General features: G+C 61.8%; 9 protein-coding genes and 1 pseudogene. 6 read left to right on the forward strand and 4 right to left on the reverse strand.

From position 1 onward, the window contains the following. Nucleotides 1-67 precede the first annotated feature (67 nt). Nucleotides 68-784 carry a LysR substrate-binding domain-containing protein gene (locus tag J2X01_RS12960; protein WP_310057840.1) on the forward strand — a complete coding sequence of 239 codons (717 nt, stop codon included), beginning with the start codon at nt 68-70 and terminating at the stop codon, nt 782-784. A 1-nt stretch (nt 785) separates the two neighbouring features. Here J2X01_RS12960 and J2X01_RS12965 read toward each other — a convergent pair whose 3' ends face one another. The 3 genes from J2X01_RS12965 to J2X01_RS12980 all read right to left on the reverse strand — a co-directional run bounded on the left by J2X01_RS12965 (nt 786) and on the right by J2X01_RS12980 (nt 5,780). Then, on the reverse strand, nt 786-2,288 hold the full coding sequence (locus J2X01_RS12965) for an NAD-dependent succinate-semialdehyde dehydrogenase (protein WP_310057843.1): 1,503 nt from the start codon (nt 2,286-2,288) through the stop codon (nt 786-788). A 1,015-nt stretch (nt 2,289-3,303) separates the two neighbouring features. Then, nucleotides 3,304-4,713: an MmgE/PrpD family protein gene (locus J2X01_RS12975; protein ID WP_310057846.1), complete on the reverse strand. Its 1,410-nt coding sequence runs from the start codon at nt 4,711-4,713 to the stop codon at nt 3,304-3,306. Next, a complete protein-coding gene (locus J2X01_RS12980; RefSeq protein ID WP_310057849.1) occupies nt 4,710-5,780 on the reverse strand; it encodes a hypothetical protein in 1,071 nt (356 codons plus the stop codon). Before J2X01_RS12980 ends, J2X01_RS12975 begins: the two co-directional genes overlap by 4 nt. A gap of 742 nt (nt 5,781-6,522) precedes the next feature. Between J2X01_RS12980 and J2X01_RS12985 the strand changes: the two genes are divergently transcribed. The 5 genes and pseudogenes from J2X01_RS12985 to J2X01_RS13005 form a co-directional block, all read left to right on the forward strand. After that, nucleotides 6,523-8,166 carry a tripartite tricarboxylate transporter permease gene (locus J2X01_RS12985; protein ID WP_310057853.1) on the forward strand — a complete coding sequence of 548 codons (1,644 nt, stop codon included), beginning with the start codon at nt 6,523-6,525 and terminating at the stop codon, nt 8,164-8,166. Beyond that, nucleotides 8,163-8,702 carry a tripartite tricarboxylate transporter TctB family protein gene (locus J2X01_RS12990; RefSeq protein WP_310057856.1) on the forward strand — a complete coding sequence of 180 codons (540 nt, stop codon included), beginning with the start codon at nt 8,163-8,165 and terminating at the stop codon, nt 8,700-8,702. The genes J2X01_RS12985 and J2X01_RS12990 overlap by 4 nt, the downstream gene beginning before the upstream one ends. Before the next feature lie 20 nt (nt 8,703-8,722). After that, nucleotides 8,723-10,078: an MmgE/PrpD family protein gene (locus J2X01_RS12995; RefSeq protein ID WP_310057859.1), complete on the forward strand. Its 1,356-nt coding sequence runs from the start codon at nt 8,723-8,725 to the stop codon at nt 10,076-10,078. A 563-nt stretch (nt 10,079-10,641) separates the two neighbouring features. Then, nucleotides 10,642-11,472, forward strand: coding sequence for an HpcH/HpaI aldolase/citrate lyase family protein (locus J2X01_RS13000; RefSeq protein WP_310057862.1), 831 nt, complete (start codon nt 10,642-10,644; stop codon nt 11,470-11,472). Between the two features lie 117 nt (nt 11,473-11,589). Further along, nucleotides 11,590-12,478, forward strand: a pseudogene (locus tag J2X01_RS13005) (transposase family protein); the annotation flags it as partial. Between the two features lie 192 nt (nt 12,479-12,670). On the opposite strand, the gene J2X01_RS13010 reads toward J2X01_RS13005, so the two are convergent. After that, nucleotides 12,671-13,651 carry a cytochrome b/b6 domain-containing protein gene (locus J2X01_RS13010; protein WP_310057865.1) on the reverse strand — a complete coding sequence of 327 codons (981 nt, stop codon included), beginning with the start codon at nt 13,649-13,651 and terminating at the stop codon, nt 12,671-12,673. Nucleotides 13,652-14,247: the final 596 nt, after the last annotated feature.

Genomic DNA, 14,247 nt, shown 5'->3' on the forward strand with positions numbered 1-14,247 from the left:
TTAGGCGGCTCTCCGATGATGTCCAGCTCACGTAAGAGAGCAAGACGCTCGTTGCCCACACCCTCTGGTGGAACAACAGCTGTATGCCGCCGAAAGCGGACCTTGCCGAAGTAGCGGGAATGCCGCGGAGACGCGCGATCGGGACCTTGCCAGCACTTTTGTTCCCTTGGTTATCCGCCGCTTCAAGAAACGGTATCTAGGCATGGAACTTTCGATCCAAAATCTGAAACAGGACGCCCTCCAGGATCGACTGAGCTCAGGCGGGGTGAACATTTCAATGCTTTGGGTGTGCACGAAACGGTTTCCTCGGAAAAGTTCGTTCTCGTCCCCCTCATCGACGACCCAAACAGGCGTCATCGTCGACGCTGATCTTCGGCTCGCCCACGGGACGTCCGTGACGATGCAGGAACTCGCGAACGAGGATTGGGTGGTACGCGGACGGAAAGCAGCCTCTTCGAGGTTTTGGGACGGCGTCCACGGGCTGCCGAGTTGGTTCAGCTCGCGCTGGCAGCCGTGTTCCGAAGGCCGTCCTGGCCGTGACCACCGGATGAGCAGGGGGATGCTCTACCGGTCCTGCGCCTTGACTCTCCCGCCGCACCCTACAGCTGGAGGGAAGGTAAAAAAATCGGGGTTTATCAAGGCCCAGATTAAGAACGGTTTTCATGCTGTTGCGCAGGCCGAGCGGCCCTGGGAGCTTGTCCTCTATTTCAATCTCAGCGATAACCTGCAGTTTCTGGTGTTTGTCGAAGTAGCCGGCGCCGGCTGGGATTCCCGAGAGCTCTAGCCTAAGGGGCGTAGGGGTCGGCGATGCCGATGTATTGGGTGGTGGTGTATTCGGCGATGCCTTCGGAGCCGCCTTCGCGGCCGAGGCCGGATTGCTTGACGCCGCCGAAGGGTGCGGCGGCATTGGAGATGACACCGGCGTTGAAGCCGACCATGCCGAATTCGATCTGCTCCGTTACGCGCAGGAGCCGGTTGAAGTCGCGGCTGTAGACGTAGGACGCGAGGCCGTATTCGCTGGCGTTGGCGAGACGGATGGCATCGTCCTCGGTAGTGAAGGTTGTGATGGGGGCGACGGGGCCGAAGATTTCCCGACCGAGGATCGCGGCGTCGTTCGGGACGTTCGCGAGGACGGTGGGCGGGTAAAAGTAACCGGGACCCTCGTTGGGGGTGCCGCCGGTGAGGACGGTGGCGCCGGCATCGACGGCGGCCGTGACGAGGGCGTGCACGTCAACCCTTGCGCCGGCATCGATGAGCGGGCCGACCTGGGTTTTGGGGTCGGTGCCGCGGCCCGTGGCCAGGGAACCCATCGCGGCGGCGAACTTCGCCGTGAACTCGGCGCCGATGGATTCGTGGACGAGGAACCGGTTGGCCGCGGTGCAGGCTTCGCCCATGTTCCGCATCTTCGCCGCCATGGCCCCGTCGACGGCTTTATCCAGGTCCGCGTCCTCAAACACGATGAACGGTGCGTTCCCGCCCAACTCCATGGAAGTGCGGAGCACGTTATGCGCGGCGTCGGCCATGAGCCGTTTGCCCACCGGGGTGGAGCCGGTGAAGGACACCTTCCGCAGCCGGGAATCCTTCAGCAGCGGGCCGGAGATGCCGGAGGCGCTGGCGGAGGAGACGACGTTCAGGACTCCGGCGGGCAGGCCGGCCTCCAACATGGTCTGCGCGAAGTACTGCGCGGTCAGCGGGGTGAGCTTGGCCGGTTTGAGGACCATGGTGCAGCCTGCGGCGACGGCCGGGGCGACCTTGCGCGTGGCCATCGCGAGCGGGAAGTTCCACGGCGTGATCAGCAGGCACGGTCCCACGGGCTTGTGCTGGACCAGGATCTTGTTCTTCTCCTCGGGGGCGGTGAGGTACCGGCCGTAATCGCGGACGGTTTCTTCGGAGAACCAGCGCAGGAACTCCGCGCCATAGGTGACCTCGCCGCGGGCCTCGGCCAGGGGTTTGCCCATCTCGAGGGTCATCAGCAGCGCGAAGTCCTCGGCCCGTTCGGTGACCAGATCAAAGGCCCGGCGCAGGATCTCCGCCCGCACCCGCGGTGCCGTCCGCGCCCAGGAAGCCTGGACCTTGTCCGCCGCGTCGAGTGCCGCGACGGCGTCTTCGCTGGTGGCCGAGGCGAGGGTGGCGAGAACCTGTCCGGTGGCGGGGTCGTGAACGTCGAACGTGCCGCCGTCGGACGCGTCCCGCCACTGCCCGCCGATCAGCAAGCCCGTGGGCACGGAGGTGAGGAGCGCAGCTTCGTGCTCGGATGAAATGGCAAAGGAAATCTCTGAAACGCTCATGGGAAAGTCCTAGGTTGTCCGTAGCTGGCGGCGGTGCCGCCTGGCTTGACGTATTGGGCGGCGAGGGCTTCAGTGCCTCGGACGAGGAGGGACGTCGGCGCCGTCGAGGATGAAGTTGGTGCCGTTGGGCAGGTAGTGCTGAATGGTGTCAGCTGTTAAGGACGCCTGCCGGTTTTCCGGTGGGCGTGGCTGCGGCGAGGCAGTGTTCGACCGCAGCGCGAACCTCGGGATGTTCCTGCTGGCCGAGCAGGCCATTCTCCAACGTAATCTGACCCAATCGTTGGAACCGATTAGCTCAGTCTTCGACTGTTACGGCCATGTCGGGCCTGCGCCTTAGGTGCGACTTTCCAGGATGACGCCGCAGGGAACGGCCCTGGACACCTCCACATGGTACTCATAAGCACTGCAACGCGTGACTAATAGTCCTTGCCGATTTTCGAATGCCACGGGTAGCAAATAGTCGATTGCCCTAGCTAAGTCAAGGTCTCTTTTCTCCACCGAACTGGGGTAAATTTTTACCCTTACCTTCTCGAGCGTCATTACGGACATCTCCTTTTTATCGAGCTTTTGGCTGATACACCGATTAAGCGAAACATTCTGCGTTTCGGAGTCAGGTTCCCTGGCTTTTGTGGCGCCAGACGAAAATTCGATATGGGCCGCCTCTTCCGAAGTGATTGCTAGGCTTAGTGGCAGGTCAACTCGAAACCAGCGCCATGCTCACATCGAAGTTGGAAACAGGTGGAAGATCTGCTTCGGACCCGCGACCATGCACGAATAGAGATCGGGGGCGGGACGGTCGGCCCCAGCTATCACTCAATTGCCCTGGCAGGAACACCCCCACCCCCAATCCCAACCCGCACAACTACGGCCCTTTGAACCCCTGGCCAAAACGAACACACGGACCTGCGCTCCGAGCGTGCCGCTTCCTGCGTCTGGTCTTCAGGTGGAGTCGAGGATCTCGAACTCGGACTGGACGCAATTTCTCGGCCCGCTCAGATTTGCAAGATGTAGACCATCAGGCGCCGAGTGCAGCAGTGATTTCGGTAATGTCGTTTCCTCGCCACGCTGCGTTAAGCATTTGGGACCCGAGGCTTTCGCCCATGATCGGGAAGACCAAAGATTCAAACTTTGCGCTCAACGCGTCGTCGTCGATCGGGTTTCCAGGTTCACCCAATGGCTGCGAGACATGGTGTGCAAAAGTGCGTCCATCTCGTGCTGTAACGGTGACCGTCGCGGGGCGTTCGTGCGGGTAGGCCGCTGTCGCGTTCGCATCCGCATCAATGGTGACGCGTGCAGCAAGCTGCTGTACCCGTGCGTCCGCGATGCACTCGGGGCGGAAAGAGTCCAGCGTCACCGACCCGAGTCGAAGAGCTGCGGCGACAGCGAAGGGAATGCTGAACTGCGCTTCTAGGAGGGTACTCGCTGGTGCACGACGCAATCGGGTCGCGATCTCAAACGTCGAAACTTCCACCGATTCGACGTCATCGATGTCGAACTGCCCGGTTTCCCGCAGCGCCAGGGCCGCGTCAATGGGTCCGTGCAAGTGACGACAGCATGGGTAGGGCTTGATGTACGTGCGGGTGCAAACCCAGTCCTCACCGAGCCCTCCGAGCAACACGTCGGGATTCCAGTCCCCCCGAGCGAATGCTGAGAAGTACCCATTGGGCCCCTCCAGTACAGTGTCGGGACCGGAGATGCCTGCCATCGCCATTTCACCACACATGACGCCATCACGTGCTGCTTTGCCCGCGTGCAGCCGCTTGACCTCCGATGCTGCTGTGTGGTATTCGCGGAGGGCGCCTGCGTGCGAACCGGCGAGGCCGAGAGCATCGCAGTATTGCTGTTCGTTGCCGCCGAGGAGGTTGACTACTCCCGCGGCCGCTCCGAACACGCCTGTCACCCCGGTGTTGTGGAAGCCTGCGTTGAGAACGGCCGGGTGGCCTGCAGCGGCGATCCGCGACGTCACCTCTACAGCGACGGCGACGGCTCGGGCGGCGTCGTCAATGCTTGCCCTTGTGGCCTCCGCAACGGCAAGGACAGCGGGGATGACCGCAGCCCCAGGATGCACAGAACCGGGTGTGTAGCCGTCGTCCAATTCCAGCCCGTGCGCTGCAACGCCGTTCGTATATGCGGCCGCCGAGGCAGTCATGCTGGCGCCGCGGATGGCGGTGGCACGAGTGCCCGGTTCGTTTTCGGCCAGAAATTCCCGCAGCCGCTGGGATAGGGGGTTAGTCGAGCCTGCGACGCTGGCTGCGAGGTAGTCGACGATCATTCGGCGCCCGTGGTGTGCGACGTGCGAGGGCAAGGAGGAGTTTGTTATCGAGGCAGCCCACCTTCCAATGGCGCGGGTCGCGCCGCCGGGCAGTGCGGCTTTGGTCTCTGTCGACTGCTGTGTGTTCGTGGTGGAATCCATGTTCGAGGTCATCCCCGGGAAAGGTCCGCTCCGTACTCGGTTTTAGCGTATTGGGCAAGCCATTCGAGGATGTCCTGGGGCGGGTCAAGAAGTGCGGTGTTAACGTCAGATTCGAGGGATTCGCCCATCAGGAAATCGTATCCACCGAGTGCGGTGCGAACCCCGTCGAACTTTGGGTCTTTCTGCATGTCGACGAACGCCTTGCGGTAGGCATCGATCGCCACCTTGGGAGCGTCGTTCTGTACCCATAGTTCCTTCTGGAGATTGTGGCCTGTCAGTACCAGGAACTTGTAGGCTTCGAGCAGCTTGGCGTCGGGAAGCTTGCCGTACTTCTCTTCGTATAGCTCTACGGCATGCGGGAGGTCAGGGAAAGCGGGATCACGAACGAGTTTGCCGTCCTTCATCATGCCGGCCGTGTAGACCGGAGTAGCCTCCCCGCGGTCCACCAGGGGCGCGATCGACTCAAGGTAAGCGGCCGTCGATTGTCCATCGATATTGACTTCGCCTTGGCTGAAGGCAATCTGCACCGCACTGCGTGCCTCGTACCCCCACACATGCTCGACGTCGATGCCAAGCATGTCCATTGCGAGGATGCGGGGTAATTCGCCGCCGCCGGCCGTGATGCCGCCGTAGACGAACGGTACAGCGGAGTTCCAGAGCTCGAGTGGCTTTGAAATCTTGGTTTCGGGCGCGACATACTGTGTCCCCCCAGCCGGGATACCTACAATTGGGGCGAAGTCCGCGAAGTCGAATTTAACCGCGGGGTCGCCGAAAAGCACGGCGTTGTTGGTTGACGAGGAGGTTAGGAGGATCGCCAGTCCGCTCGGGTCGGATTGCGCGAACTCATTGGATCCGAGGACGCCGTTACCGCCTTCGATGTTCTCGATCTGGATCTTCGGGTTGCCTGGGATGTAATCGCTGAGCAGCGCGGACAGGGCGCGTGCGGAGGTGTCGGTTCCACCCCCGGCCTTGTAGGGAACAACCCACCGGATTGTCTTGCCCGCGAAGAACTTTGCGGGGTCATCAGTCTGCGGAGTGTCCGACGGGCGGGCACATCCTGTGAAGAGTAGTGCGACCACACTAAGTCCAGCGATGGATGCGAAGGTACGACGTCGGAAGCTACGTGCATCATGCGACAAATTCTTCATGCTTCTCCTCAACTTTGAGTTCTGCTTGTTGTCCTGTGACGGGATTCCGGGTGAGAGTAGCAACCCGATAGACCTGATTCTATAGAGAGTAGAATACAGACTGCGTGCAGGCAAGTGTCTCATCGCATGTTGGCCTAGGAAGCCCTGTCATCCTGTCCCGAAAAAGATCCGGCTCTTGCCTACCGCTTTGCCAGCAAAAGGGCGGGCGGTATGTACCGGCGCGGGCGACAGTGACGTTGTGCTGCCGAGCCTTAACTCTATGGGCGCTACCCCCCCCCGGGCTGGAGTTTTCGCTGGGTTTGGGCGCTATTGCAGGACCAGAATCGCGGCCGAGAGTGGTGACCCAAGTGGGCCGAAAGCGGATTCGGGGCGCGGGAGTTTGCGGGTTCCTCGGTTGCGCCAGTGCTCTCTTGAGTGCATATGTGTCGGGCAAGGTGACTACAAGCTGGAGCAAAGGCAAATCACTGGGAAGGTATACAGACTATAGAAAGTGTAATAAGCTCACTGAACTTGACTGCGGTCCTCCCGACCGTCACCAATCAATTCATGCACGGCCCGACAAGATCCTGGAGATTGCCAATGTCGTCAAAAATCTGGAAAGCCTTCGCCGCGACCGAGTTACTGCTCGCCGCGGCGCCTGTAGGTTCTGCGACCGAAGCGGGAGGTCCGCACGGTGCTTGAGGCTGCACTTGAGGCGCTAAACCAGATTTTCACGCTGGAGCGGATGCTGTGGATGTTGGGTGGTGTATTCCTGGGGCTTTTCCTCGGATTCATGCCTGGTATCGGCGGAGTCGTGGGGATGTCGCTGCTCCTACCGTTCATGTATGGGATGGATCCCTATACCGGCATTGCGCTGATGATAGGCATGATCGCCGTTATGCACACGGGTGATACTTTCCCCGCCGTTCTCATCGGGTTACCGGGAAGTGCCGGTGGTCAAGCGACAATCATGGACGGCTATCCGATGGCTAGGAAGGGTCAAGCCGGGCGGGCGCTGGGCGCGGGCTTTTTCGCTTCGATGCTTGGTGGGCTCTTCGGTGCGGCCGTATTGTTCGCGATCCTGCCGATCGCCCGTCCACTTGTCCTCGCGTTCGGTTCTCCCGAGTTGTTCATGATGACGCTGATTGGCCTTAGCCTGGTTGCGATTCTCAGCAAGGGGGCGCCGCTCAAGGGCGTGCTCGCCGGACTGCTGGGTATGCTCATCAGCACCGTCGGAATCGCGCCCGCGACTACTGACCTGCGGTTCACCTTCGACATCGCCTACCTCTATGGTGGCTTCGGTCTGGTCCTGATTGCGCTGGGGGCCTTCGCGATTCCCGAGATCGTCGAGCTATTCGTCGAGAACAAGAAAATTGCGAAGAACTCCGAGAAGCTTTCCGGTGGTATAGGCGAGGGGATGCGTGACACCCTCAAGAACTGGCCTCTCGTGATTCAAGGGTCGGCGATCGGCTCTGTGCTGGGCATGATCCCCGGTATTGGCGGCGCCGTTATCAACTGGCTCTGCTACGGACTTGCGGCCAGCACGGTGCGCAAGGACAACCAGTTCGGGCGTGGCGACGTGCGCGGCGTCATCGCTCCCGAGGCGGGTAACAACGCCGCTGAGGGCGGCAACATGGTCCCCACTATGCTCTTTGGCATCCCGAGCAGCGCTACCACCGCAATCATCCTCGGTGCACTCGTGCTCATGGGGGTGCAGCCTGGACCGTCAATGCTCGAAGAGGAGAATATGCCGCTCCTCCTCATGATCGTATGGACGCTCGCTTTAGCGACCGTCCTCGGTACAGGGTTGTGCATCCTCCTCGCTCGTCCGATCTCGCTTATGACGATCGTGCCCGCCCGTCGCGTTGCGCCGTTCCTCGTCGTCGTGATCATCCTCGCTGCCTTCCAGACGACGCGTAACTGGGCCGATATCGTCGTGGTGCTCATCCTCGGGCTTATCGCCTTCGTGATGAAGCAGCTCCAGTGGCCGCGCATCCCCCTCCTGATCGGCTTCGTCCTCGGACCTGCCTCCGAGCGCTACTTCACCGTCAGCGTGAGCCGATTCGGCTTCGAGTGGCTGACGCGCCCCGGCGTACTGGCCCTCATGGCCGTTCTCGCGGCCGCGATCGTATTCGCCGTCCTCGAGCAGCGCAAGCTCGCCACCTTGGCAAAGAAAATCAAGGAGAAGGTCGCCGGCGCCGCCCCGGTCACCGTTGCGGCCATGGTGCCTGGTGGTGAGGCCACTGAAACGTTCGACAGCAATGGCAATACAAACGGCGAGGATACAGTCAGAAGCAGTGCAGGGAGAAGCGATTCAGCCAGGAGAGACCCGTCATGATCACCAGTAACAACGAAGTAGCGGGGGAAAGCACCCAAGCCGGAGACACCACCGAGACGCTCACCACCAAACTGCTCCGCATTGGGCTCGCTGTCCTCATCGTCGCCGTCGGTATCTTCGGTGCTGTTGTGGCCTCGGGTTTCTCGGAGGTAGCGCGTCGCTTTCCCTTCTACCTTTCACTCGGGATCGTCATCATCGGCACGATCGTTCTCATCCGCGAGATCGTCATCATGAAGAAGGGCGGGGCATTCAGCGCCGGGGCCTACGACTATCAGATCGCGGATATGTCACCGTCTGTCGTGTTGAAGCGAGGGCTGCTGTGGTTCGGCGTCGTTATGGGCTTCATCCTAACGACGGCGCTGGTTGGCTTTCTCATCGCCGCTTTCGTCTTCCTGGTCCTTACGCTGATTATCGGTGCGGAAATGCGTAGGAGGACCGCGGTGATCGCCGGGCTCATCGGCACGGCCGCCATTTACGGGCTCACACAGGTGCTCGTCATCCCACTGCCCGAGGGCATTTTCTACCTTGGACTCTGAGCAACACCAGAAAGGACACGATGGCTGCCACGATAACAGAGCAACTCGCTGACTGGGTGAGCTCGCCCGACCCTGGAATCTCCGCCGAGGCGAGGCGGGTTGCGCGCCTTGCGATTCTAGACGTGCTGGGTACGACGATCGGCGCACGGCGTAGCCCCGACTATGGCGTTCTCGACTTCCTCGTGGCGGGCGGGGGTACGGGGGAGCCGACCCTGCTGGGCAGGGCCGGTCATCTCGACGCCCCGCGCTCGGCCTTCGTCAACTCGTACGCGGCGCACCTGCTCGACTTCGACGACTCCAGCGGCGACATGGCAGGGCATCCGACCGCGGTCGTGTTTCCGGCGGCGTTGGCCACCGCAAACGAGGTAGGCGCGACGGGTGCTGACCTATTGGATGCCTACATCGTGGGCGTCGAGGTATCGTGCCGGCTCGGGCGCATTGTCAACCCTCATCACTATGACCACGGGTGGCATCCATCCGCCACTTTGGGGGGCATCGGGGCCGCGGCCGCGTCCGCGCGGCTGCTCGGGTTATCCAGCGAGCAGACCGCTGCAGCGCTGGGACTAGCCGTTGCATTCGCGAACGGATTGAAGGCGTCATTCGGGACGCCTGCCAAGCCCCTGCAGGTCGCTCGAGCATCCGAGTCGGGCGTGCTGGCAGCCTACCTCGCCCGATCCGGCGCGTACTCACGAGCCGACATCTTCGAGCACAAGCAGGGTTTCCTGCGCGTCTTCGACAGCCGGGGGCCCGAAGGTGTGTCCCTCGGGTTCGGGTCCGAGGGCTGGTCGATCCTGACTCCAGGCATCATCATCAAGCAGTACCCCTGCTGCGGCAGTACTCACTCGGCGGTGGAGTCCGCCAGGGCCCTGTCGCCGCTCGCCGCCGATGACATCAAGGAAGTGCGCATTGAGCTACATCCTCGACGCCGCACCCACGTCGATCGTCCTGCGCCGTCGACGGCGCTAGAGGCCAAGTTCAGTGTCCAGTACACTGTTGCCCGTGCGCTGTTGTCGGGCAACGTGACGCTCTATGATTTCACGAGTGAACGGGTGTCCACCCCAGAGATCCGCGCCCTACTGGAACGTACGGTTGTGCACGATCTTGACGCGCCGGACGATCGGGTCGAGGACCGCTACGGCGCTCGGGTTACGGTGACTCTCCGCGACGGTTCAGAGCATGTCGAGTTCACACCAGTGGCCCTCGGGCGAGCACCTGGCGAGATGCTCGCCGCTACCCGCATCGTTGAGAAATTCCACGCCTGCGTAGATGCAAGACTCGGGTTATCTCGCGCCGCCGAACTCCTAGCGACCGTGACGACACTGGATTCTGTGAGTGACGGTCCAGCTCAGATCCTCGCCCTCAGCGCTGCGGGATGACCCACCGGAACTAGGGCGAGGCAAGGACGGAACCACCAAAGGGGGCCGCGAGGGGAGGGTCGGTGAACAGCGGCCCTCCGCTCCTTCCTCGATCCGGAAGTCATCGTGGTTGGTAAATATTGTGTCTGAAGACAAGGCCCCGTGGTCGCTTGGGAGGAGTGTGTCTAAGCACTCAACTTGGAAAAGAGGCTTACAGGGGCAGTTAGCCGAAGCTGCCAGCACCCCTTCAATCGAGGGACACGGCAGTTCATTATCGAAACCCACCAACCCCCGAGCCTGCCCGAAACTGTGGTGTTTTACGCACCCAGGCGGGAAGGGACCGTCTTCGCAACCGTGCCGAACGCGATGGCATGTTTCCGTTCAGCGAAGAACGGGAAGACCCTAACGAGACACCTGCAAGCAGATCTATTCCCATACGCGGGTTGGATGCACGAGGACACGAGGATAACGATGAAGGAGTGGGGAATGAGTGTTTATGAAGTCGTTCAGCCTGGTCGAGGAGGGACGGTGAGGCTCGTTGAGCACACTGTCGGCGACGGCTCGCTTCCCGTGGGCGAGCCCGCATGACCGGCTCGCCCATCGCGGAGGCTGCGACAGCCCTGTTCGTTCCTGGCCATCGCGCCGACCGCTTCGCCAAAGCCGTATCATGCGGCGCTGACCTCGTGATCGTCGACTGGGAAGACGCGGTTCCGGCGGACATGAAGGTTCAGTCCCGTCGCGACACTCTGGCGGCCCTGACCAGTCCAGATCCGGCGTTCTGGGCGGCGGTGCGTATCAACGCGCTCAGCGAAGGTGGCGCCGGTGATCTCGATGCCTTGGGGAATGCATTCACGACAGCGAGAGGTGCACACCTCCGCGCAGTCCTATTACCGAAAGCAGAGTCTCTCGCCGATGTCGAAACGGTCGCGGCCGCACTGCCAGGTGTGCCGATCGTGCCGCTCGTGGAGACCGCGGCAGGGCTGGCCGTGGCGGTCAAGCTGGCAGCGAGCCCCGCAGTCGTAAGGCTCGGCTTCGGGGCACTGGACTTTGGCGTCGACGTAGATGCCACAAGCGCCATCATGCTCGATCACGCACGGTGTGCCCTCGTACTCGCATCGCGCGCCGCAGGGCTCGGCCCCCCGCTCGACTCTCCCAACCCAGAGTTCCGCAACGAGAATCTCATCCGTAGCAGCGCGACATCAGCGCGCGCACTCGGGATGGGCGGCCAGCTCTGTATCCATCCAAATCAAGTGCCGATAGTTGCGGACGCTTTTACACCGACCCGCGCCGAGATCGCCTGGGCGCAGCGTGTTGTGGACGCTGGGGACTATGGCGCCATTGCGGTGGACGGTGCCATGGTTGATCGTCCGGTCTTCCTCCGTGCAGAGCGCATCCTGGCGCGCGCCGCGCGCTGACCAAGTGCCTGCAGCGGTTTCCTCGGGCAGGGACGCCTCTCCCGCGTGGACTCCCCTCCCTAGATGAGTAACTCCTCTTGCCCGGGACGGTGGGGAGCTTTTAAAGCCAGGCGGAGAGTGTCACACCCGGTATGTGACACGAAACTAAGCACTCTCCTGACCACACACTATGTCCTTCTCACCGACCATTTCCTGCCGGATCATGGCGTGTCCCGGGACCGGCGGCCCCGGGCGCAAGCCCGCTTGTCGGATGCGGAGGTGCTCTGCCTGGCGGTGGCGCAGCAACTGCTCGGATACTCCTCAGAAACCAGATGAATCGGTACGCCCGGACGCACTGACCGGGATGTTTCCTTAGCATCCCGCAGCAGTTCGGCTACAACAAACGTCTCCGGGCCGCATGGACACTGATCTCTGTGACGATCACCCTCCTGGCCAAGTACACTTCGTCCTGGCATGAGGTGCTCCGGCGCGTTGATTCCACACCGATGCCCTGCGTGATATCGGGAAACGTCAAACGCAGCGATCTGGGCGCACATGCCGGCCATTGCGCCTCGCACTCGCGATACTTCTGGGTTCCGCCTGTACCTGATCAGCACCCCGGAAGAATGCCGTTCATCTGGGGCCTGCGAACCCGAAAGCAAGGAACGGGAAAGTCACCCAGGCCGTGCTGGACAAGAACCACCACCTCGTTCGCGCGGGCCAGGTCTTCCTGGGTGACAAAGGCTTCGCCAACAAAGACTTTGAACGGTCAATCGCCGAGGACCTCGGCACCCACCTCATCAAGCCCGACGGCAAGGACGAGAAGCCACGCTTGGGCAAACTCGGAGGCATCCGGCAATATATAGAGTCAGTCTTCGATACCCCCAAAGGCCGGCTCACCCTCTAAGGCCACCTCGAAGACGTCAGGTACGCGTCGCTGCACTGCTCCTGGCCCTCGCGGCCGGCATCTGGCACAACTGGCTCACAGGAACGAACCCGCAGGCGCTCCATGATCACCTATGGCCACCAAATCCAATCGGACCTTAGTCATCTGGTTTCACCACGAGAAAGGATCGTGCGTTTTGACCGCCCGCCCCGTGCGAGCACGGAGCGGGAGGACAACTCTGCATCAAGTGGCTAAATCAAATGCGGTTGCGATTGCATCGACCCCCGTTGGGATCATGGCGTCGAAGACGACCTCTCACCTGTGAGGGTGGAGTTATCGGCTGGAGACCTTGCCGAAGGCGCGGGCGAGGCCAGACAAGATGAGCGGACGTGCGGCAGCCCAGCCGGCCATAATAATGGCCATTGAGGCGAAAAGGATCCAGAAGCCTGTCCAGTTCGCTGCATACGCCGACGGGTCTGTCGAGCCCTGCGCAGCGTACATGTGGTTCAGATTTCGCAGTGCACCCGTCGCGAACACCAAGGCGACGTGCACGATGATGAACGTGACGAAGTACAGCATCACCGGGAAATGGACCGCCCGCGCCCACTCTACGGGGTATGCCTTGTTGAGGGCTTTGGCATTCTTGGGCCACACTCCGCTCATCCGCACACCGGTTATCACAGCGAGGGGGGCAGCGACGAAGATCGTCGTAAAGTAAGCCAGCACCTGGAGGCTGTTGTAGTTCACCCAGCCGTTCTCCGTTGGCCAGTTCAGCGACAGATACTGGACCGCCGCTGACAATGCGTTCGGGAACACTTCCCATGTTGTGGGAAGCACACGCATCCACTGTCCGGTAACGAACAACAGCACGGCGAACACCGCTCCGTTCACGATCCAGAGCACGTCGAGAGTCTGGTGGAACCAGAGGTTGATGCTGATCTTCCTTGCGGGGTTCCATCGCGGTGACCAGTATGACGGGGGCCGCTTTTCCGCCCTGACCTGTAGACCGCTGCGGATGATAAGCACCATAAGAAAGATGTTGAAAAAGTGCTGCCACGCCAACCACGCGGGAATCCCGACTGGTACGCCCTCGGGAAGATGAGCCTCCCCGGGATAAGTGTTCAGGAAGTCCTGCATGAACGCCAGTGATATAAGCCATCGCGTGAAGACCACCGCCATGGATGCAGCGAGCAAAAGACCGGCCCCGCCTAGTAGTACGGCGACCACAGGCTTTCCCTTAGTGAACTCCCGGATGCGGCGACGCTCCAGCTTGGGCCCGGAAGGTGCCGTGGCCGCTGGGATGTCAGTCTCCATCTTCCTACTATCGGACGCTTCGACAAGTTCAGCGATCGGCACGTGGTTCAACGAGGGCTGATCCACAGGTGCCATGTCTTGCGCTCGGGGGGCTACTGCACTGGACGCGTCAGCCAGAGCCGCAGCGTCGGCATCGGCAATCTGCTTGGATCCAGGCCATGGCTCACCGCCACCAATCCGCGGCAAGCCCCGCCGCACCCCCTTCCTACCCGCCGAACTGGTGCTTGGACTGGCAACCGGCGCGACAGCCTGAATGCCCCCTCTGCTTGGGGAACCATCGCCAGGGACGACGGCGGCGGCGGTAGCATCCGCTTTAGCACTTGCAAAAGCCGTATTTGAACGGGGCAAATCAGCCAGCTCCAGGGCGGCGTCATTGGCTGACGGCCACGGCCGCCCACCCGGCACTCGAGGAAGACCGTGACGGACGCGTCGACGGGCACCCGTGCTCGCTGAGCGATGCAACGATGCGTCCGGGCTGGATACCTCGAGACGTTCACCTGTCGCGGGGGGAGCAGATGCTTCCGCCCGCTTTGCAACCCGAGCTGCGGGCGAAGGAGCGGGGGCGGGGACTTTGACGGCCTGCGGCCACGGAGTCC

This window comes from Arthrobacter ginsengisoli (genome assembly GCF_031456935.1).
Lineage (GTDB): Bacteria > Actinomycetota > Actinomycetes > Actinomycetales > Micrococcaceae > Arthrobacter > Arthrobacter ginsengisoli.